Origin of the sequence: Pseudomonas sp. 37 R 15 (assembly GCF_900004865.1) — a bacterium.
Lineage (GTDB): Bacteria > Pseudomonadota > Gammaproteobacteria > Pseudomonadales > Pseudomonadaceae > Aquipseudomonas > Aquipseudomonas fluorescens_AM.
In genome coordinates, this window is sequence record NZ_CVTV01000013.1 from 71,159 (window position 1) to 91,652 (window position 20,494).

The 20,494-nt window shown below is 57.5% G+C and carries 17 protein-coding genes and 1 pseudogene; 12 read left to right on the forward strand and 6 right to left on the reverse strand.

The window, feature by feature from the left end:
• Positions 1-118: 118 nt before the first annotated feature.
• Together BFQ04_RS03455 and BFQ04_RS03460 are read right to left on the reverse strand one after the other, a co-directional pair.
• Positions 119-973, reverse strand: coding sequence for a sulfurtransferase (locus BFQ04_RS03455; RefSeq protein ID WP_065949599.1), 855 nt, complete (start codon positions 971-973; stop codon positions 119-121).
• A 33-nt stretch (positions 974-1,006) separates the two neighbouring features.
• Positions 1,007-1,678 carry a TetR/AcrR family transcriptional regulator gene (locus BFQ04_RS03460; protein ID WP_065949600.1) on the reverse strand — a complete coding sequence of 224 codons (672 nt, stop codon included), beginning with the start codon at positions 1,676-1,678 and terminating at the stop codon, positions 1,007-1,009.
• A 135-nt stretch (positions 1,679-1,813) separates the two neighbouring features.
• Here BFQ04_RS03460 and BFQ04_RS03465 point away from each other — a divergent pair.
• From BFQ04_RS03465 to BFQ04_RS03485, 5 genes and pseudogenes are all read left to right on the forward strand, one after another.
• A pseudogene (locus BFQ04_RS03465) lies at positions 1,814-3,250 on the forward strand (coniferyl aldehyde dehydrogenase); the annotation flags it as partial.
• Positions 3,251-3,279: 29 nt separating this feature from the next.
• A complete protein-coding gene (locus BFQ04_RS03470) occupies positions 3,280-3,825 on the forward strand; it encodes a twin-arginine translocation pathway signal protein (protein WP_065949602.1) in 546 nt (181 codons plus the stop codon).
• Positions 3,826-3,859: 34 nt separating this feature from the next.
• A complete protein-coding gene (locus tag BFQ04_RS03475) occupies positions 3,860-5,455 on the forward strand; it encodes a GMC family oxidoreductase (RefSeq protein ID WP_065949603.1) in 1,596 nt (531 codons plus the stop codon).
• A 103-nt stretch (positions 5,456-5,558) separates the two neighbouring features.
• Positions 5,559-6,038, forward strand: a complete 480-nt coding sequence (gene coaD / locus BFQ04_RS03480) for a pantetheine-phosphate adenylyltransferase (RefSeq protein ID WP_003234650.1) — start codon at positions 5,559-5,561, stop codon at positions 6,036-6,038.
• A 102-nt stretch (positions 6,039-6,140) separates the two neighbouring features.
• Positions 6,141-6,392, forward strand: a complete 252-nt coding sequence (locus BFQ04_RS03485) for a YfhL family 4Fe-4S dicluster ferredoxin (protein ID WP_065949604.1) — start codon at positions 6,141-6,143, stop codon at positions 6,390-6,392.
• Positions 6,393-6,463: 71 nt separating this feature from the next.
• Here the strand turns inward: BFQ04_RS03485 and mutM are convergent, their stop codons facing one another.
• The gene (gene mutM / locus BFQ04_RS03490) at positions 6,464-7,276 is read right to left on the reverse strand and encodes a bifunctional DNA-formamidopyrimidine glycosylase/DNA-(apurinic or apyrimidinic site) lyase (protein ID WP_065949605.1); all 813 of its coding nucleotides are present in this window, start codon (positions 7,274-7,276) and stop codon (positions 6,464-6,466) included.
• 21 nt (positions 7,277-7,297) lie between these two features.
• On the reverse strand, positions 7,298-8,110 hold the full coding sequence (locus BFQ04_RS03495) for an HDOD domain-containing protein (RefSeq protein ID WP_175413240.1): 813 nt from the start codon (positions 8,108-8,110) through the stop codon (positions 7,298-7,300).
• Between the two features lie 295 nt (positions 8,111-8,405).
• On the opposite strand from BFQ04_RS03495, the gene BFQ04_RS03500 reads away from it, so the two are divergent.
• From BFQ04_RS03500 to BFQ04_RS03520, 6 genes are all read left to right on the forward strand, one after another.
• Complete coding sequence (locus tag BFQ04_RS03500; protein WP_015886370.1) at positions 8,406-9,602, forward strand: class I SAM-dependent rRNA methyltransferase; 1,197 nt, start codon at positions 8,406-8,408, stop codon at positions 9,600-9,602.
• A 401-nt stretch (positions 9,603-10,003) separates the two neighbouring features.
• Positions 10,004-11,074, forward strand: coding sequence for a SagB family peptide dehydrogenase (locus BFQ04_RS28225; RefSeq protein WP_083217912.1), 1,071 nt, complete (start codon positions 10,004-10,006; stop codon positions 11,072-11,074).
• Positions 11,075-11,085: 11 nt separating this feature from the next.
• Positions 11,086-12,051 carry a diiron oxygenase gene (locus BFQ04_RS03505; protein WP_065949635.1) on the forward strand — a complete coding sequence of 322 codons (966 nt, stop codon included), beginning with the start codon at positions 11,086-11,088 and terminating at the stop codon, positions 12,049-12,051.
• A complete protein-coding gene (locus tag BFQ04_RS03510; RefSeq protein WP_065949607.1) occupies positions 12,044-13,252 on the forward strand; it encodes a multidrug effflux MFS transporter in 1,209 nt (402 codons plus the stop codon). Before BFQ04_RS03505 ends, BFQ04_RS03510 begins: the two co-directional genes overlap by 8 nt.
• A 226-nt stretch (positions 13,253-13,478) precedes the next feature.
• A complete protein-coding gene (gene ilvD, locus BFQ04_RS03515) occupies positions 13,479-15,320 on the forward strand; it encodes a dihydroxy-acid dehydratase (protein WP_010167756.1) in 1,842 nt (613 codons plus the stop codon).
• A gap of 166 nt (positions 15,321-15,486) precedes the next feature.
• Positions 15,487-16,944: a hypothetical protein gene (locus BFQ04_RS03520; RefSeq protein ID WP_065949608.1), complete on the forward strand. Its 1,458-nt coding sequence runs from the start codon at positions 15,487-15,489 to the stop codon at positions 16,942-16,944.
• A gap of 222 nt (positions 16,945-17,166) precedes the next feature.
• Here BFQ04_RS03520 and BFQ04_RS03525 read toward each other — a convergent pair whose 3' ends face one another.
• Positions 17,167-18,225 carry a phosphorylcholine phosphatase gene (locus BFQ04_RS03525; RefSeq protein ID WP_065949609.1) on the reverse strand — a complete coding sequence of 353 codons (1,059 nt, stop codon included), beginning with the start codon at positions 18,223-18,225 and terminating at the stop codon, positions 17,167-17,169.
• A gap of 241 nt (positions 18,226-18,466) precedes the next feature.
• Between BFQ04_RS03525 and BFQ04_RS03530 the strand changes: the two genes are divergently transcribed.
• Positions 18,467-19,858: an L-cystine transporter gene (locus BFQ04_RS03530; protein ID WP_065949610.1), complete on the forward strand. Its 1,392-nt coding sequence runs from the start codon at positions 18,467-18,469 to the stop codon at positions 19,856-19,858.
• 85 nt (positions 19,859-19,943) lie between these two features.
• Here BFQ04_RS03530 and BFQ04_RS03535 read toward each other — a convergent pair whose 3' ends face one another.
• A complete protein-coding gene (locus BFQ04_RS03535; RefSeq protein ID WP_065949636.1) occupies positions 19,944-20,456 on the reverse strand; it encodes a dihydrofolate reductase in 513 nt (170 codons plus the stop codon).
• Positions 20,457-20,494 lie beyond the last annotated feature (38 nt).

Genomic DNA, 20,494 nt, shown 5'->3' on the forward strand with positions numbered 1-20,494 from the left:
AATGTGGGAGGGGGCTTGCCCCCGATAGCGGTGGGTCAGTAACAGATGTACTGACTGACACACCGCTATCGGGGGCAAGCCCCCTCCCACATTTTGATTGGGTTTGCAGATCTGGCCTTTAGTCGCCTGTCGCAATGTCACGAGCAGGATCCGTAATCCACTCACTCCACGAGCCCGCATACAACTTGCCCAGCGGGTACCCCGCCAAACTCAGCGCAAACAGGTTATGGCACGCCGTCACCCCGGAACCGCAGTACGCCACCAACGCCTGCGCCGGACGCCCCTGCAACTGCGCAGCAAAACGCTGCCTGAGCTGTTCAGCCGGTAAAAAGCACCCATCGCTGCCCAGGTTTTCATTGAATGCCGCGCACTGCGCGCCGGGAATATGCCCGGCAATCGGGTCGATGGGTTCTACTTCGCCGCGAAAACGCGCCTGGGCGCGGGCATCGATCAAGGTCATGCCCGGTTCGCCCAGGCGCTTTTTCAACTCATCGGCATCCAGGAACAGTCGATTATCCGGCGTAGCGGAAAAAGTGCCGGGTTCGACCACCGGCGCATCCAGGCTCAATGGGAAGCCCGCCGCATGCCAGGCCTTGAGACCGCCGTCCAGGATAAACACGCCATCGCGCTTGCCGAGCCAGGCCAGCAACCACCATGCCCGAGCCGCGTAGGCCCCTGGCCCATCGTCATACAACACCAGGTCGGTATCAGCGCTGACACCCCACGCCTGCAATTGCTCGATAAATGCGTCCGCCGCGGGCAGCGGGTGACGGCCGGTCACACCCTTGATCACCGGGCCGCTGAGGTGGCGCTCGAGATCGGCATATTGCGCCCCTTCGATATGCCCTTCGGCATAGCTGCACAGCCCGTAATCCGGGTCTTCCAGGGCAAAGCGGCAATCGAGGATCACCAGCCCGGCCGTCTTCTGGCGCTCGGCCAATTGTTGGGGGCTGATCAATTGGGCGAGCGGCATGACTGACTCCTGTGCATACAAAGGGGAAAGGTCCTACTTCACTTCTTCCAGTGCCTGGTTCAACGGCACGTAAAACTCTTTGAACAACGCATCCACCGCTGCTTTGGCCTGGGGCGTGACAAAACCCGCCTCAAGCACCAGCACCTGGTATACCCCACGCTTTATGGCTTCGGCGCTTAAATGAGTGGAGTTTTCATTGGTGGTGCACAGAAACCGCACCCAGGAGGTGAGGATAATCCAGGCATTAAGGGTCAGGGCTTCGGTTTGCACCGGGTCCATCGTGAGAATGCCGGCGTCGACAAAGCCCTGGTAGATCGCCCCGCCCTGAATCAGGCAGCGCTGGGAAAACCGTCGGTAGCCAGTGGCCAGCTCCGGGTCGCTCTCCAATAAATGCTCGAGATCGCGGTGCAGGAAGCGGTAGCGCCACATGCCGGCGAGTACGGCCTGCAGGTAAAAACGCTTGTCTTCCACCACCATCGCGCGCCCCTGGGGCGGGCGTAGGAAACTGTCCACCAACGCTTCGTATTCGCGAAACAGCACGGCGATGATCGCCTGCTTATTGGGGAAGTGGTAGTACAGGTTGCCCGGGGAAATTTCCATATGGGCAGCGATATGGTTGGTACTGACACTGCGCTCGCCCTGCTGGTTAAAAAGCTCCAGGCTGGTTTGCACGATGCGCTCGCTGGTCTTTACTCGTGGTGCCATAGGGATCAGCTTCCAAACACGGGATGGGGCATCTTACGGCCTATGCCGGTCAGGTTAAATCCAGATGTTACTGCAATGTTATTTGACAACTTAGAGCAATAACTCTAAAAATCCAGGCAGACCTATAACAATCGGGATCGCGCCATGTCTGCCAACGTTGCCTACCTGCAAGAATCCCAGACGCTGGATCATCTCCAGGACCTGTTCGAAGCGCAACGTCGCGCCTATGCCGCCAACCCGATGCCGCCGGCCGCGCAACGCCAGCAATGGCTCAAGGCCTTGCGCGATTTGCTCAGCGATGAACGCCAGGCGCTGATCAACGCGATCAGCCAGGACTTCAGCCATCGCAGCGCGGACGAAACCCTGTTTGCCGAGCTGATGCCCAGCCTGCATGGTATTCACTACGCCAGCAAGCACCTCAAAGCTTGGATGAAACCTTCCCGCCGCGCTGTAGGCATTGCCTTTCAGCCCGCGTCGGCCAAAGTCATCTACCAGCCGCTGGGTGTGGTCGGCGTCATCGTGCCGTGGAACTACCCGTTGTACCTGGCCATCGGCCCGCTGGTCGGAGCCTTGGCCGCCGGCAACCGGGTCATGCTCAAGCTCAGCGAATCCACGCCGGCCACCGGTGAACTGCTCAAGGCATTGCTGGCCAAGATCTTCCCCGAGGATCTGGTGTGCGTGGTGCTCGGCGAAGCCGAAGTCGGCATGGCGTTTTCCACGTTGCGTTTCGATCATTTGCTGTTCACCGGGGCCACCAGCATCGGCAGGCATGTGATGCGTGCGGCCGCCGAACACCTCACGCCGGTCACCCTGGAACTGGGCGGCAAATCACCAGCCATCGTCTCCGCCGATGTGCCGCTCAAGGATGCTGCCGAGCGTATCGCCTTCGGCAAGGCGTTGAACGCCGGGCAAACCTGCGTAGCACCGGACTATGTGCTGGTGCCGGAGGATCGTGTGGAAGGCTTCGTCGAGGCTTACTCCCATGCGATTCGTGAATTCTATCCGACCCTGGCCGACAACCCGGACTACACCGCCATCATCAACGAGCGGCAACTGGCCAGGCTCAATGCCTATGCCAGGGACGCCACCGACAAGGGCGCCACGCTGATTGCGCTGTACGACCAGGGCCAGGCACGGCGCATGCCTCACAGCCTGCTGCTGAATGTGAGTGACGAGATGACGGTGATGCAGGATGAGATCTTTGGTCCGCTGTTGCCGATCGTGCCCTATCGCGGCATTGATCAGGCCTTTGCCTACATCAACCAGCGCCCGCGTCCACTGGCCCTGTATTACTTCGGCTACAACAAGAGCGAACAGAACCGCGTGCTCCACGAGACCCACTCCGGCGGCGTGTGCCTGAATGACACCCTGCTGCAGGTGGCCCAGGATGACCTGCCGTTTGGTGGCATCGGCCCTTCTGGCATGGGCCATTACCACGGTCACGAAGGTTTCCTGACCTTCAGCAAGGCCAAGGGCGTGCTGGTCAAGCAGCGTCTGAACGCGGCGAAGTTGATCTATCCGCCCTATGGGAAATCAATCCAGAAACTGATCCAGAAGCTGTTTATCCGCTGATAACCGCCACCACCGGGACAATAAAAACAATGAACCCCAGCCTGACTGATTCACCTGCACTGTCGCGGCGCGGCGTCTTGAAAATCGGCCTGTGCGCCAGCGCCTTCCTGGCCACCGCCGGGCTGGGTGCCAGCCTCAGCGGTTGCTCGAGCAGCACGCCGGCGAGCGGCTTTGCGATGTTGCGCGCCAGTGACTTGCCGTTCCTGCGCGCGGTAATCCCGGTGCTGCTGGAAGGCGCGGCCAGCGCCCAGGCCGTCAGCGCGGGGATTGAAGACACCCTGAAAAAGCTCGACTACAGCCTTCAGCACCTGTCGCCGGAGATGTTCAAGCTCACCCAGCAGCTGTTCGACGTGTTGAGCATGGGCATTACCCGAGGACCGTTGACCGGCATCTGGGGCAGTTGGGAAAACGCCGGCAGCGAGCCGATCCGCAACTTCCTGCACCGCTGGGAAAACAGCTACCTGAACCTGCTGCGCATGGGCCAGGGCTCGCTGCTCAAGCTGGTGATCATGGCCTGGTACTTCCGGCCGGAGTCCTGGGCCCATTGCGGCTACCCCGGCCCGCCGAAGATCTGATCTGCATCCCTCACAATAAAAAGAGACGACCCTGATGCCCGTACCCGATCTGTTCCGCGACGGCCTGGCCCGTGGCTGGAAAACCCACAATGGCGCCGCCCTCGACAATGACCTGACCCTGGAAGCCGACGTGGCCATCATCGGCAGCGGCGCCGGTGGCGGCACCACGGCGCAAATTCTCAGCGCCGCCGGCTACAAGGTGCTGTTGATCGAAGAAGGCCCACTCAAGACCAGCAGCGACTTCAAGCTGCTGGAAGACGAAGCCTATGCCAGCCTGTACCAGGAAGGAATCGGGCGCATGAGCAAGGACGGTGCGATTACCATCCTGCAAGGCCGGGCGGTGGGCGGCACCACGCTGATCAACTGGACCTCCAGCTTCCGCACCCCCGATGCCACCCTCGCCCATTGGGCCAGCGAATACGCAGTGAAGGGCCATAGCAGCGCCGAGATGGCGCCGTGGTTCGAGACCATGGAACAGCGCCTGGGCATTGCGCCGTGGGCCCTGCCGCCGAATGCCAACAACGACGTGATCCGCAAAGGCTGCGAAAAGCTCGGCTACAGCTGGCACGTGATCCCGCGCAATGTGCGCGGCTGCTTCAACCTGGGTTATTGCGGCATGGGCTGCCCGGTCAACGCCAAGCAATCGATGCTGGTGACCACCATCCCCGCCACTCTGGAGAACGGCGGCGAGCTGCTCTACCTGGCGCGCGCCGAGCGTCTCACCTATAGCGGCGACACAATCAGCAGCCTGGAATGCGTGGCCATGGACGAACGCTGCGTGGCGCCTACCGGGCGCAGGATCAGCGTGAAGGCCAGACATTACGTACTCTCGGGCGGCGGCATCAACAGCCCGGCATTGCTGATGCGCTCCGACGCGCCCGACCCCCATTCGCGGCTGGGCAAGCGCACCTTCCTGCACCTGGTGAACTTCTCCGCCGGGTTGTTCGACGAAGTGATCAATCCGTTCTACGGCGCGCCGCAGTCGATCTATTCCGACCACTTCCAGTGGCAGGACGGCACTACCGGTAAAATGTCCTACAAGCTAGAAGCGCCGCCCTTACATCCAGGGCTGGCAAGCACCTTGTTTGGCGGCTACGGGGCGCAGAACGCCCTGGACATGAGCCGATTGCCCCATACCCACGCCATGCTCGCGCTGTTGCGCGACGGGTTTCATCCCGACAGCCCTGGCGGCACAGTGGAACTGCGCGGTGACGGTACGCCGGTGCTCGACTATCAGGTCTCGCCCTATGCCTGGGACGGCCTGCGCAGAGCCTTTCACAGCATGGCCGAGATTCAGTTCGCGGCGGGCGCCAAATCGGTCAAGCCCCTGCATCACGACGCCCGCTACGTGAACACTTTGGCCGAGGCGCGTAACGTGATTGACGGTTTGAACCTCGAGTTGCACCGGACCGCCCTGGGCAGCGCCCATGTGATGGGCGGCTGCGCCATGGGCGAAGACCCGAAAAACGCGGTAGCCGATAGCCTCGGGCGCCACCACCAACTGCGTAACCTGTCGATTCACGACGGTTCGCTGTTTCCCACCAGCATTGGGGCAAACCCCCAGTTGTCGGTGTATGGATTGAGCGCCCAACTGGCGTCAGCCTTGTCCGAACGTCTGAAAACAGCGTGAAAAACCGTTCGATTCACGGCATTTATCTACATAAGTCGACTTGGCCGACCGGGATGGCTGCGATACCATCCGATTCCCCAACGGACTCCGCCAGGACGACGCGATGAACCGAGTGTTGTACCCAGGTACCTTCGACCCGATTACCAAAGGCCATGGCGATCTGGTCGAACGCGCCTCTCGCCTGTTCGACCATGTGATCATCGCGGTAGCCGCCAGCCCCAAGAAAAACCCGTTGTTTCCCCTGGAACAACGCGTGGAGCTGGCACGTGAGGTCACCCGGCACCTGCCTAATGTAGAAGTGGTGGGCTTTTCGACACTGCTGGCACACTTTGCCAAGGAGCAGAACGCCAATGTGTTCCTGCGTGGCCTGCGCGCGGTGTCGGATTTCGAATATGAATTCCAGCTGGCCAACATGAACCGACAACTGGCGCCGGACGTGGAAAGCCTGTTCCTCACACCGTCGGAACGTTATTCGTTCATTTCCTCGACGTTGGTTCGCGAAATCGCCGCTTTGGGCGGAGATATCACCAAATTCGTGCACCCGGCCGTCGCAGACGCGCTGACGCTGCGCTTCAAGAAGTAAGACCGCTCACTCGGCGCCCGCTCGCACTGCGGGCGCCAATGCGGCACAATTGCGCGCATTCGTTTTCAGATGCCTTGGCTGACAGCCCTGGCAGGAGTTCTCATGTCCCTGATCATCACCGACGATTGCATCAATTGCGACGTCTGCGAACCCGAGTGCCCGAACGCTGCGATTTCCCAGGGTGAAGAGATCTACGTGATCGACCCCAACCTGTGCACCCAGTGTGTCGGCCACTACGATGAACCCCAGTGCCAGCAGGTGTGCCCGGTGGATTGCATTCCGCTGGATGAGGCGCATCCCGAGACTGAAGAGCAGTTGCTGGAGAAGTACCGCAAGATTACCGGTAAGGCCTGAGGTTCTTCACTGCCTGTAAGGGCCTCATCGGGGGCAAGCCCCCGATGGCTATAGCCGCCCTTACACAGCAATCAGCTCTGACACTTGGGGCAAAACACACTCGCCCGCTGCCCCAGCAGCACATTGCGCAATTCGGTCCCGCAGACCTTGCACGCCTCGCCGCCCCGGCCATACACGAACAGTTCCTGCTGGAAATAGCCCGGCTGCCCGTCGCCGCCAATAAAGTCGCGCAAGGTGGTACCGCCCCGCTCGATCGCCGCAGCCAGCACGCGCTTGATTTCAATCGCCAGCCTCAGGTAGCGCGCCCGCGAGATACCGCCCGCTGCGCGACGCGGATCGATGCCCGCCGCAAACAGCGCTTCGGTCGCATAGATATTGCCCACGCCCACCACCACTGCGTTATCCATGATGAACGGCTTCACCGCCATCGACCGTCCACGGGACTGCTGGAACAAGCGTTCGCCATCAAACAGCGCGGTCAACGGCTCGGGCCCCAGGCGGACCAGCAGCTCGTGATTATGCGGGTCCTGGCTCCAGAGCATTGCGCCAAAACGCCGGGGGTCGGTGTAGCGCAGGGCCAGGCCGGACTCCAGCTCGATGTCCACATGTTCATGCTTGGCCGCAGGCATGCCGACTTCCACCAGGCGCAGGTTGCCCGACATGCCCAGGTGGCTGATCAAGGTGCCCACTTCGGCGTTGATCAACAGGTACTTGGCTCGCCGCTCCACCAGCACGATGCGCTGGCCGGACAGGCGCACATCGAGGTCTTCGGGGATCGGCCAGCGCAGGCGACGCTCACGCACCACCACACGGCTGACGCGCTGGCCCTCCAGGTGCGGGGCAATCCCGCGCCGGGTGGTTTCGACTTCTGGTAACTCAGGCATGTGTACCTCGGGAAGAAAGGCTCAGTGCGCGCCCAGTTCGCGGATCGACAACTTCATGCTTTCGAAGTCGTAGTCCGACAGGCCCACGTAATCGAGCACCAGGTGGCTGATCGCATCCCACTCATGGTCAACGGCCTGATTGCCCAGCACGCGACAGGACGAACAGATGTGCTCGGCCATTTTCAGGATCGCCAGCAGGTTTTTAAGCACAGGGTTACGCGACGACTCATCGCTGAAAATCGCCAGGGCATTGTGGTGATTGGCGATGGCGTCGGTCACATGCTCCGGCAGGCGCCAGGACTTGGCGGTGTAGTAACCCACCACCGCATGGTTGGTGTTGAACGCGTTGTTCTCGGTGTCGACCACGCGGCAATCCGGGCCGGCATTGGCGTAGGCCTGCTCCAGCACCGTCATGTAGTTCGGGAACCGCTTGAGCATCAGCGGCACGCCGCAGTCGTGGAACAGGCCCAGGGCATAAGCTTCGTCAACCGCCTGGGAGCCGGTGCGCTTGGCCAGGCTCAGGCACGTCATTGCCACATCCTGGGCGGTGTCCCAGAAGCGGTTGAGCGTGACAATGGTGTCGTCGCTCATCTCGCCCTTGATCGACAGCGCATTGATCAGGTTGATGACCGAGCGGCTGCCCAGCAGGTTCACTGCGCGCTGAATCGAGGCGATCTTGTTGCTCAGGCCGTAATACGGCGAGTTGACGATCTTCAGCAACGCGCCGGACAGGCCCGGGTCCTGGGCGATCAACCGGGCGATCACTTCCAGGTCCGGGTCGGGCATGTACTGCTCCATCTGCAAATCCACCATGATTTGCGGCTGGGGCGGCACGCTGATGCCTTGCAGGACCTGCTGGATCTGTTCGGCGGAAAGCTCTTGGGACATAAGTACACACTCTGGGCTAGGTGTGGATTCTACCCTTTAAGCAGACCGGGCCGACACCCAATTGCCCGATTGAAACCGGACTAAATGTGGGAGGGGGCTTGCCCCCGATTGCGGTATCTCAGTGAAAGATGAACTGACTGATCCACCGCTATCGGGAGCAAGCCCCCTCCCACATGTCCGGCGGCGCGGTCAGTAACGACACAACAGGGTATACTCCCGCTCTTTTTTCCGGAGCGACGTCATGTCCCTGCCAAGCCTGCGTCTCAAAGCCAACGCCGATCGTCGTTTGCGCAACGGCCACCTGTGGGTCTACAGCAACGAAATCGACGTGGCCGCCACCCCACTTCACGGCTTTCAGGCAGGCGACCAGGCTATCCTGGAAGCGGCCGGTGGCAAGACCCTGGGCATCGTGGCCATGAGCCCGAACAACCTGATCTGCGCCCGCCTGCTGTCGCGTGATATCAAATTGCCGCTGGACAAGTCGCTGCTGGTGCACCGCCTGAACGTCGCCCTGTCCCTGCGTGACCGCCTGTTCGACAAGCCGTTCTACCGCCTGGTCTATGGCGACTCCGACCTGCTGCCGGGCCTGGTGGTCGACCGTTTCGGCGATATCCTGGTGGTACAGATCGCTTCGGCGACCATGGAAGCCCATAAAGAGGACGTAATCGCGGCCCTCACCCAAGTGCTCAAGCCCAGCGGCATCCTGTTCAAGAACGACTCTGCCGCGCGCGACGCCGAAGGCCTCAACCGCTATGTCGAAACCGTCTTCGGCCTGGTGCCGGAGTGGGTGGCACTGGAAGAAAACGGCGTGAAATTCGAAGCCCCGGTGATCCAGGGCCAGAAAACCGGCTGGTTCTACGACCACCGCATGAACCGCGCCCGCCTGGCGCCGTATGCCAAAGGCAAGCGCGTGCTCGACCTGTACAGCTACATCGGCGGCTGGGGCGTGCAAGCCGCCGCTTTCGGCGCCAGTGAAGTGTTCTGCGTCGACGCGTCGGCCTTCGCCCTCGATGGCGTGGAGCGCAACGCCGCGCTGAACGGCGTCGCCGAGAAGATGACCTGCATCGAAGGCGACGTCTTCGAAGCCTTGAAAGAACTGAAAGCCAGCGAAGAACGCTTCGACGTGATCGTCGCCGACCCACCGGCCTTCATCAAACGCAAAAAAGACATGAAAAACGGCGAAGGCGCCTACCGCCGCCTGAACGAGCAAGCCATGCGCCTGCTCAGCAAGGACGGCATCCTCGTCAGCGCCTCGTGCTCCATGCACCTGCCCGAAGACGACCTGCAAAACATCCTGCTCACCAGCGCCCGCCACCTGGACCGTAACATCCAGATGCTCGAACGCGGCGGCCAGGGCCCGGATCATCCGGTGCACCCGGCGATTGTCGAGACGCGGTATATCAAGAGCATTACGTGTCGGTTGCTGCCCAATAGCTGATTAACATCTGAATGGGGGATCCAAAATGGATCTCCCATGATTTCATTACATCTAAGCCATTCAACCCGACCGTATTTTACCGACTGCCTATTAAACATAGAACAACTATCCCACGCCACTTCGTAGTACCAATCCGACAAAAAAACTCGAATACTCCTACGCGTTTTTTTCTTGAAATTTCATCATTAAATCCTATTATTCAATTGTCACCGATGACGGCGACACTTTAATTAAATATAAAATTGAAAATAAGGAGATCCAAAATGAAAAATATCAAACTGGAAACTTCCCACATCGCCAACTTGGCTTTCTTGGTAGCATTGAAAGCCCGCTAAGCAACTAAAACGCTGGGGAGTGCCGGCTACCCAGCGTTTTTTTCCGCTCCGCACGGAGGCAGTGCAATGCATATAAACCCTTATATATTTATACTCCCCAAAACACCTACAGTGATAGTTTGGAACTATAAAAATCACAAACAATACGAGCTTAATCTAGAATACTCAGCACGACTCACCAAACTGATAAACGATCCAAAAATCTTCGATAATTCAAACCCAATAGACACTCAGCTATTAGAAGCCGAAATTTTGACAGACACACCTTCTACGCCAATTAATTGGGGCTGGGATGAGTTATCAAAAATTTTCCATATTGGCACCAAAAACATACCTTGTGATCAAGTGCCCGAAAACGCTGATGAATGGGCGAACATCTACCTAGACCATTGTAAAAAAACATTATCAACGTCTCCCCCTCCAGCCCGAATTCACACACACAAAGCTGACACTCTATTAATTCGTTTACCAACACCTGTTAATCTGTCAGAAAAATCACTTCAAAGTGCATTATTCACTCGAAAAACCTGTCGTACATTCACAGGCGAGTCCGTGGACTTGCAAACCATAAGTACAATACTTTATTTATGCTTAGGGCACTTAAAAGAAAGAGCCTATAATATTGATGAAAGTGTTGCGAAAGGACTTGAAGCGCGAAGGAGTAGCCCTTCCGGTGGAGGACTGAACGCGTGTGAAGGTTTTCTTTATGCTAAAAACATAGATGGATTGAAACCCGGCATTTACGCTTACAACGCACCCGACCACACTCTAAGCACCGTTAATACGCAACTGAATACAGCATTGGGACAAGTGCTTTCAGGACAGCACTTTATTAACGACCTCCCGACAGGTCTTTTCATTACCTGCCGATTTGACAAACTCTGGTGGAAATACGAGCACTCACGAGCTTATCGAATGGCTTATGTCGAAGCTGGCCATATTTCACAAACCTATCAACTCGTCGCGACAGCAATGGGATTGAACACTTGGTTAACGGGCGCACTTACGGACAATCAAGTTGAATCCTTATTAAGAGTTGAAGAAAACAACCCTGAACAAGTTTTATTTTTTGTCGGGTGCGGTAAAAGCGACGGACAAGTGATGTGCAAGGAACTAAAATCGCTGCTAAACAGCTGAGGGGAGAAATTATGGTTGAGCCGCTCATCGATTCTGGCCTGTGGAAAAACAGCTTCACTCTTGGGGACTGGAACACCCGCGCATCAGTACGAGCCAGTGATTACCAATACAAGTTGCCTCCAGATCTAGAAAAACAACTGGAGTCAAGAGATTGGTTCCCTCCCGCTCTACTTCCCTATCTTAGGCATCCTGAAGTCAGATTAGCCGATAAAGCCATCACTAAACGTCTTTGCGCTAATCACTTAGTAAATTTCCTGAACTACACAACACTACTTGAACACCGGATTGTTAATCGCTCCGTAGAGATAATAGTTCATGACGAGCTCGAATTTGCGATACCTTCTCGTATGAAAACGGCAGCACTGCAACTTTACACTGATGAAGGTTATCACGCGCTATTTTCCTACCAGCTTGCCGAACAAATTAGTGAGTTTTATGGCACAACTACTCCATCGACTATGCACAGACGAATAATAAAACTCAATCAATTAATCGACACCACCCCGGATGAGCAGAAATCGATCACATGGCTTCTAGTTGGTTTCGTATCGGAAACGATTATTGCAAAGGACCTACGTGACGTTTATCAAAAAACTTTAGTCTGCTGCGTTCAGGAGATGCTCAAAGAGCACCTAGCTGACGAGGCCCGGCACAGTCGCTATTTTAGCGAGGTTTTTCATTATCTGTGGCTTCAAATGAGTGACGAGCAACGCATCTCATCTGGCAGACAGCTCTTAGATATTATCCTGATCTTCTTTGAAACGGATCAAAAATGGCTCGAATGGAGTTTACGAAGCGTGCAATTAAGTGAGACCGCTGTCAAGCAAATCCTGACCATGATGGCTGACCCGCAGGCCCATATTCTTCGCGCTCGCGAAGGTGCTAGCCCCACATTTCAAGCTTTGAAAAAAGCAGGTTTTTTTAAACAACCTAAGATTCGTCAACTGTTCTCAAACATGGCGCTTATAGATGAATAAGACACGTACCGCTGTCGGTGACAAAAAAAGACAAAGATCGGCGATCATTCTATTAATGACTATGGTGTTACTTGGTGTTTTTCCTCTGGATGTCTTACTCCCTTCTTTTCCCGCACTAGCTGAACACTTTCATAATAAGCCTTCGGACATTGCGTTCTCTATCAGCCTTTTTGCTATCGGCATCTCCCTATCACAACTTTTAATCGGGCCACTCTCAGATATCATAGGCCGCAAGGGGTTATTGATTGGAGGGATGGTTGTAGCCATTGTAGGTGCCACCGGTTGCGTATTCTCGACCGAATATGGGTGGTTTCTGATATTTCGAATGGTCCAAGCCATCGGTTGCGGCTCCTTCGTACTGTCACAGGCGTTGGTTCAGGATATGTTTGAAGGTAAAGAAAGAGACCAACTGAGGATCCTGATGATCACGGCAAGCGGAGTTTTTATCTCAGTATCCCCTCTACTTGGTAGTGTACTGCAACAGTTTCTTGACTGGCCTGGGAGCTTTTTTCTTTTTATCGCATTGGCCCTTGGTGTTTTGTCAAAATCGTTTTTTTTATTGGATGATTATCACGTAACTCATCACCCGAATGGAGAGATTTTCCGCACTTATCAACGGGTACTCAGCAACCGCAGTTTCGTCGGTTACTGGCTAATTGCAGCAATTGCTTTCGCCTGCCACTTTTCATTCATCGTCATATCACCGCTCATCTTCATGGATCAGTTGCAGCTATCCACTTATGAATTCTCACTAACCTTGCTACTTTACGGCGCGGCCTATATTGCTGGCGGCATCGTAGCTCGCATACTCGCTAATAGGCTGGCGCCCAAGGTTCAAATCGTGCTCGGTTTGGCCCTGATTTTTTGTTCTGGGCTATTGATGCTCTTTTTTTCCAGCACTTTTGAGCTTTCAACGATGACAGTATTAATCCCAATGATCGTCTGCACCACCGGAACTACCATTTGTCGGCCCATCGCTACCTCTAAAGCTATGGACGTGTTTCCGGAAAATGCAGGCACCGCGGCGTCGGCAGGGAACACTTTAATTTTTATACTGGGTGGATTGATTAGCGCATTGATCAACATGAGTACAGATAACCCGCAGATGACCCTGGCATTAGCTTTTTTGCTGCTGAGTACAGCGGCCCTCGTGTTGAATTCATTGATTTCACGTCGCCTGGAATTGCTGAACGTCGGTTGAACCCGCCAATACACATGCGGCCATTCCCTCCAGCCGCCAGCGGTGTAGAATCGGCCCTATTCATCGCCAGTCATCCCCCGGCGGGTTTATGAGCTCGAGGCCCAAGCACGCGGCGATCCCGCGACGCGAGTGGCAACTTCCGGACACACGGCCATTTTCTGAGTGTTCCAGACGTCAATAGAAGCTCACTCCCTTTTGATACCGATTAGCCGCCCGGAGTGCTCCAATGCCTGATTACCGCTCGAAAACATCCACCCATGGCCGCAACATGGCCGGCGCCCGCGCATTGTGGCGTGCCACGGGGATGAAAGATGACGACTTCAAGAAGCCGATCATCGCGATTGCCAACTCGTTTACCCAGTTCGTACCCGGCCACGTCCACCTCAAGGACCTGGGCCAACTGGTCGCCCGCGAGATCGAACGCGCCGGTGGCGTGGCAAAAGAATTCAACACCATCGCCGTGGACGACGGCATCGCCATGGGCCATGACGGCATGCTGTATTCGCTGCCGAGCCGCGAGATCATCGCCGACTCCGTGGAGTACATGGTCAACGCCCACTGCGCCGATGCCATTGTGTGCATCTCCAACTGCGACAAGATCACCCCCGGCATGTTGATGGCCGCCCTGCGCCTGAACATTCCGGTGATCTTCGTCTCCGGCGGCCCGATGGAAGCCGGCAAGACCAAGCTTGCCTCCCATGGCCTGGACCTGGTCGACGCCATGGTCATCGCGGCCGATTCCAGCGCGTCTGACGAGAAGGTCGCGGAATACGAGCGCAGCGCCTGCCCGACCTGCGGTTCGTGCTCCGGCATGTTCACCGCCAACTCGATGAACTGCCTGGTGGAAGCCCTGGGCCTGGCCTTGCCGGGTAACGGTTCCACACTGGCCACCCACAGCGACCGCGAGCAACTGTTCCTGCAGGCCGGCCGCACCATCGTCGAGCTGTGCAAGCGTTACTACACCGAGAACGACGAGTCGGTGCTGCCGCGCAACATCGCCAACTTCAAGGCCTTCGAAAACGCTATGACCCTGGACATCGCCATGGGCGGTTCCACCAACACCATCCTGCATTTGCTGGCCGCCGCCCAGGAAGCCGAGATCGACTTCGACCTGCGCGACATCGACCGCCTGTCACGCCACGTGCCGCAACTGTGCAAGGTCGCGCCGAACATCCAGAAGTACCACATGGAAGACGTGCACCGCGCCGGCGGGATCTTCTCGATCCTGGGCTCCCTGGCCCGTGGCGGCCTGCTGCACACCGACCTGCCGACTGTGCACAGCAAGTCCATCGCCGAAGGCATCGCCAAGTGGGACATCACCCAGACCGACGACGAAGCCGTGCACACCTTCTTCAAGGCAGGCCCTGCAGGCATCCCGACCCAGACCGCGTTCAGCCAGTCGACCCGTTGGGACACCCTGGACGACGACCGTGAAAATGGCTGCATCCGCAGCGTCGAGCACGCCTACTCGCAAGAAGGCGGCCTGGCCGTGCTGTATGGCAACATCGCCCTCGACGGTTGCGTGGTGAAGACCGCGGGTGTGGATGAGTCCATCCACGTCTTCGAAGGGCGCGCCAAGATCTACGAAAGCCAGGACAGCTCGGTGCGCGGCATCCTCGCCGACGAAGTGAAAGAAGGCGACATCGTGATCATCCGCTACGAAGGCCCGAAAGGCGGCCCGGGTATGCAGGAAATGCTCTACCCCACGTCGTACCTCAAATCCAAAGGCCTGGGCAAGGCCTGCGCCCTGCTCACCGACGGCCGCTTCTCCGGCGGCACTTCGGGCCTGTCCATCGGCCACGCTTCGCCGGAAGCCGCTGCCGGTGGCGCGATTGGCCTGGTGCAGGATGGCGACAAGGTGTTGATCGACATCCCGAACCGTTCGATCAACTTGTTGATCAGCGATGAAGAACTGGCGGCGCGTCGGGTCGAGCAGGATAAGAAAGGCTGGAAGCCGGTGGAGAAGCGTCCACGTAAAGTGACCACTGCACTGAAGGCTTATGCGCTGCTGGCTACCAGCGCAGACAAAGGCGCAGTGCGCAACAAGGCAATGCTGGATGGGTTGTAAGTTTTAATCTGCCTTCGCCCAATCGTTGTCACGACAGAATGCCCCGCACACGCGGGGCATTTTTATACAGTCGCCTGACGTATCTCGTCTCTTGCACTGACATCAGGAACGCTTTCACCGAATCGCCCACCAACCGAGACGATCGACTTGGCTAAAAGGTGGAACAATGAAAATACTGGACGGCGTTTCTTCAGCTGAAGTGTGGCCCCAAGAACTCCCCCCCTCTCCACTTCAGCGTTCTCAAAACGGCATCAGGCGGTTATGCCCTGACGAGAAGGCCGCCACCTTGCTCGGCAAAACCATCAGCCCTGAAACTGCATTTCGGATGAGGGAGATGGTCACGGTGGACAGTCGAGGCATGATCACCAAGGTTCACGCCAAGCACTTGTCGAGCAGAAACTTTACAGACATCGCCGGTGCAATCACCTCTCCCCTGACTCATCGACCACAGCCTGCCGATGAGCTGATAAGGACACCCAAGGAAGTACTGCTGGCGTTGACGCTGGCGGTGGCAGAGTCGGCACTGGATGCCGCTGTCAAAACACCTATCATCGAGAACCTGAAAGCAAGCTGGCTGGGTAACGAAAGTTCAAAAGAAATTACGCACGCTCTTATTGAGCAGCTTCAGCTCGAACTGTCATCCGAACCGGAAAAAAACCAGGCATTGATCGCGCAGATAGAGACGATATCGACTACCTTGGAAAAGGAGTTCTATATCACCAAGCGCAATGACAATTACTATGGGCGCCTGTTCGATACGGCCTTTTCGGAATACGTTATTCATCATCCCTCGCCGGAATCGCACACTATCAATGAGATACTGACGCGCACACTGCTAAAGGACTTCAATAGTTACCACCCCTCCACGCAACACGTTCTGTGCGAGGACATCCATCGGCGGATGCGGGCTGACCCACCCGGCTGGCGCGAGCAGATCAGCGAATCTCAAAAGTTCCTTCAGAATCCCGAGCCGCAGAACTTTGCCGCCATGCTGCATAGCAGCGACCCGCATGCCATTGCGCTGACCTTGTCGCTGGCGGTGAAATATATGCTGGCGGCCCCCAACTTAAACCCCCTGACCAACGTGGCGACACAGCACTATGGGAATGTCATCAACGACCAGCGGCAGCTGATTAAATCTCTCAAAAATAGAAACTTTCGCAGCGACCAATATGGGCTGTTGCTACCTCATCAATCAGCGCCCCACCAACAGACCCATCTGCCGGGTACCCTGGGCATCAGGCCTATCGACCGTTATCAACCTGCCACACTGGGCATAACCTCACACAATCGAGCCGCGCTGCACGCCGAGCGCTCAATCGGCATCGGCATGTCCGGCAGCACTAACCTGTTGAACCATTTATTTAAAAAACTGGCCGAGGACGGCCAGGTATTCTCCATGGAACATGCGAAAGCCCTGACCGCCGCCTATCTCACCTTCAGTGGAGGCCACTCCCTTAACGAAGCCTATACGGTGTTTTCGTATGACGATAAGAAAGACTTCACACCCCTATGTTTCAATCAGCTGGCAAGTGCGGACCACTATAATGCCGACGCCGTGAATCACGCGTATCAGAACGTACTTGAAGCCTGCAAATTATTAAACACGTCGCGCTCTGGGTAGTAATGTTACAGGTGCTGTTTTAACGCTTAACATCAATGCCCCGCACTGGGCTGCGGCAATTTTTTTGCCTGAAAAATCACACTGACAAACACGATCAACGGTGGGTGGGGGCCTGCCCTTGATAGGGGCGTGTCAGCCAAGGATGAACTGACTGGTCGACCGCCATCGGGAGCAAGTCGAATCGTCGCCCCCCCCCTCCCACATTGTATTGCGCCCTGCCTGCTACTGGATGTCTTCCGGTTTGACGATCACCCAGTTCTTGTCCGCCGTTACCGGCAACCCTTCCTTGGCCTGCGCTGCCGCGTGCTTGGCGATCATGCCGTTAAGTTGGGTCATGTATTTGTCCTTGCGGTTGATCCATAGGTGAATGCCGCCCTTGGCCACATCCACGTCGTGGAAAAGCATGTAGCCATCGCTGGTCGGCGTGTCGCCGCCAACAATCACCGGTTTCTTCCATTCGTCGATATAGGTGAGGATCGCCGCGTGCTTGCCGGCCATCCAGGTCGCCGGGGTCCATAGGTAAGGCGTCAGTTCCAGGCCGAGGTTGGCCTTCTCGTCATACTTGCCGGCGGCAATCTGTTTGCGCGCGGTGGTCAGTTCGCCTGTGGTGCGGTCCTTGAGCAGGGTGGTCACACCGATCACATTCTCGGGTTTGACGTTGTAGCCGTACTTCGGGTCGGCGGCGACCATGCGCACCAGTTCCTCGGAGGCGGCGGTCATCACGTACACCTCGATGCCGTTCTCCATCAGCTTGTTGTACAGCTCGGCCTGGCCGGTGAAGACTTTCGGTGGCGGCACCTCGGACGTCTTCACCGTGTCGCCTTCAAAATAGCTGACGGGCACGGGTTTGCCGGAGGCCATCAACTCGTCAACCTGGACCTTGAGTTCCTTGAGAGTAAACCCGGAAAACACCTGGGCCACCCACGGGTAGCACACCATGTCGTCCACTTCGCAGAGGCGATAGTAGTAACTGAACAGGCTTTCCTTATGGTCGGGGGTGTCTTTGAACGGCATCAGCTTGAGCGACGGATCGAGGCTGTCGCGGGTGATCAGGCCCTTGTTTTCCATGTACGGCAGCAGGGACTCTTCAAGGTCGTAGCGGTAGCTGGTGTTGTCCATGTCGAACACCGCGAAGTTACCCTTGTTGGCATTGGCGGCGATCATCTCGTTCAACTGTTTGGCGGCGGGCGCCGGCCAGTGTTTCAACTCGGTGGCGGCGAACGCCTGGCTGGCAAGCCCGAGGCAAAGAGCGGCGGCAAGCAATTTCGGCGCGAGCTTCATAAGCGTTTCTTCCTGAATGAGAGACATCGACGCTAACAAATCCCTGTGACAGTTCCCGTGTCGAGCCCGACCCTGTGCGTCCTGATTCCGCCACAGTCGTATGTCAGAGCGTCAAACGCTTATTCCAAAAACGACAGTGGCCATTCCATATCGGTATTAAATCAATATATTTCAAGCTGTTAGGCTTCCCGGTTCGCAATCGCAGGCTCACGCGATTGGCTGCCTTCTCAACGGAGCTTCAATGAATCTTCCCCTGATTCTCAACTTACTGGTGTTCGTGGCCCTGTTGCTGGGCCTGGCACAAACCGGCCGTACGAACTGGAGCCTCGCCAAGAAGGTGCTGTTCGCCCTGGTGCTTGGCGTGGTGTTCGGCGTGGTGCTGCACGCCATCTATGGGGCCGGTCACCCGGTGCTCAAGGCCTCCATCGGCTGGTTCGACCTGGTCGGCAATGGCTATGTGCAATTGCTGCAAATGATCGTGATCCCGCTGGTGTTCGCCTCGATCCTCAGTGCCGTGGCGCGCCTGCACAACGCCTCGTCCCTGGGCAAGATCAGCTTCCTGACCATCGGCACCCTGCTGTTCACCACCGCGATCGCAGCGCTGATCGGTATCGGCCTGACCAACCTGTTCGGCCTGACCGCCGAAGGGCTGGTCGCCGGCACCCAGGAAATGGCGCGCCTGCAAGTGATCCAGAACGATTACGCGGGCAAGGTCGCCGACCTGAATATCCCGCAATTGCTGCTGTCGTTCGTGCCGGCCAACCCGTTCGCCGACCTGGCCCGGGCCAAGCCGACGTCGATCATCAGCGTGGTGATTTTCGCCGCGTTCCTGGGGGTTGCCGCGCTGCAACTGCTCAAGGATGACGTGGAAAAAGGCCAGAAGGTGCTCAACGCCATCGACACCCTGCAAGCCTGGGTGATGCGCCTGGTGCGCCTGGTCATGAAGCTGACCCCGTACGGTGTGCTGGCGCTGATGACCAAGGTGGTCGCCAGCTCCAACCTGCAGGACATCATCAAGCTCGGCAGCTTTGTCGTAGTGTCGTACCTGGCCCTGGGCCTGATGTTTGTGGTGCATGGCCTGTTACTGTCGCTGGCCGGGGTCAATCCGCTGCGCTTCTTGCGCAAGGTCTGGCCGGTACTGACCTTTGCCTTTACCAGCCGCTCCAGCGCCGCCTCGATCCCCTTGAGTATTGAAGCGCAGACCCGCCGCCTGGGTATCCCGCAGTCCGTTGCCGGTTTCGCCGCGTCGTTTGGTGCGACCATCGGCCAGAACGGCTGCGCAGGCCTCTATCCCGCGATGTTGGCGGTGATGGTCGCGCCGACCGTCGGCATCAATCCGCTGGACCCGCTGTGGATCGCCACGCTGGTAGCGATTGTGACCCTGAGTTCGGCGGGTGTGGCGGGCGTGGGCGGTGGTGCGACCTTCGCGGCCTTGATCGTACTGCCGGCCATGGGTTTGCCGGTGTCACTGGTGGCGCTGCTGATTTCCGTGGAGCCGCTGATCGACATGGGCCGTACGGCGCTGAACGTGAATGGCTCGATGACGGCAGGGGCGATTACCAGCCAGATCATGGGGCAGACGGATAAGGCGCTGCTCGATGCCGATGAGCATGCTGAATTAGCGCAAGTCTGATAGACCGCTATCGGGGGCAAGCCCCCTCCCACATTTTGATTTGTGAATACATTCAAGTGTGGGAGGGGGCTTGCCCCCGATGCTTTTAACCTTTTTCCCAGACTTCGAAGTTGTAAGCCGGCTTATCACCGTCGGCTGGGTTCTGCAGATTCGACACCAACGTCCATTGGTTCGCATCAAACGCCGGAAACCACGCATCCCCCTCCGGGCTCAACGCCACCCGCGTCAGGTACAGACGATCCGCCTGCGCCAGCCCCTGCGCATACAACTGCGCGCCACCGATCAACATCAGCTCGTCCACGCCCTGGGCCTTGGCCCATTCCTCAGCGCGCGCTATCGCCGCCTCCAACGACGGAAAAACTTCCGCACCTTCGAGCGCCAGGTCGGTCTGACGGCTGACCACAATATTCAGCCGCCCCGGCAATGGTCGGCCCAGGGAATCCCAGGTCTTGCGCCCCATGATGATCGGCTTGCCCAGGGTGGTGGCCTTGAAATATTTGAAATCCCCCGGCAAATGCCAGGGCATGCTGTTGTCGACGCCGATCACGCGGTTTTCACCGAGGGCTGCGATCAGGCTTAAAGGGAGAGTTTTTTTCATGGCCACGAGCATACCAGAGCCCCGCGCAGCTTTCCCCA

Bases quoted from the DNA above. Each gene is read 5' to 3' on its own strand.
- BFQ04_RS03455 (WP_065949599.1), bottom strand. From the start codon at position 973: ATGCCGCTCGCCCAATTGATCAGCCCCCAACAATTGGCCGAGCGCCAG.
- BFQ04_RS03460 (WP_065949600.1), bottom strand. From the start codon at position 1,678: ATGGCACCACGAGTAAAGACCAGCGAGCGCATCGTGCAAACCAGCCTG.
- BFQ04_RS03470 (WP_065949602.1), top strand. From the start codon at position 3,280: ATGAACCCCAGCCTGACTGATTCACCTGCACTGTCGCGGCGCGGCGTC.
- BFQ04_RS03475 (WP_065949603.1), top strand. From the start codon at position 3,860: ATGCCCGTACCCGATCTGTTCCGCGACGGCCTGGCCCGTGGCTGGAAA.
- coaD (WP_003234650.1), top strand. From the start codon at position 5,559: ATGAACCGAGTGTTGTACCCAGGTACCTTCGACCCGATTACCAAAGGC.
- BFQ04_RS03485 (WP_065949604.1), top strand. From the start codon at position 6,141: ATGTCCCTGATCATCACCGACGATTGCATCAATTGCGACGTCTGCGAA.
- mutM (WP_065949605.1), bottom strand. From the start codon at position 7,276: ATGCCTGAGTTACCAGAAGTCGAAACCACCCGGCGCGGGATTGCCCCG.
- BFQ04_RS03500 (WP_015886370.1), top strand. From the start codon at position 8,406: ATGTCCCTGCCAAGCCTGCGTCTCAAAGCCAACGCCGATCGTCGTTTG.
- BFQ04_RS28225 (WP_083217912.1), top strand. From the start codon at position 10,004: ATGCATATAAACCCTTATATATTTATACTCCCCAAAACACCTACAGTG.
- BFQ04_RS03505 (WP_065949635.1), top strand. From the start codon at position 11,086: ATGGTTGAGCCGCTCATCGATTCTGGCCTGTGGAAAAACAGCTTCACT.
- BFQ04_RS03510 (WP_065949607.1), top strand. From the start codon at position 12,044: ATGAATAAGACACGTACCGCTGTCGGTGACAAAAAAAGACAAAGATCG.
- ilvD (WP_010167756.1), top strand. From the start codon at position 13,479: ATGCCTGATTACCGCTCGAAAACATCCACCCATGGCCGCAACATGGCC.
- BFQ04_RS03520 (WP_065949608.1), top strand. From the start codon at position 15,487: ATGAAAATACTGGACGGCGTTTCTTCAGCTGAAGTGTGGCCCCAAGAA.
- BFQ04_RS03525 (WP_065949609.1), bottom strand. From the start codon at position 18,225: ATGAAGCTCGCGCCGAAATTGCTTGCCGCCGCTCTTTGCCTCGGGCTT.
- BFQ04_RS03530 (WP_065949610.1), top strand. From the start codon at position 18,467: ATGAATCTTCCCCTGATTCTCAACTTACTGGTGTTCGTGGCCCTGTTG.
- BFQ04_RS03535 (WP_065949636.1), bottom strand. From the start codon at position 20,456: ATGAAAAAAACTCTCCCTTTAAGCCTGATCGCAGCCCTCGGTGAAAAC.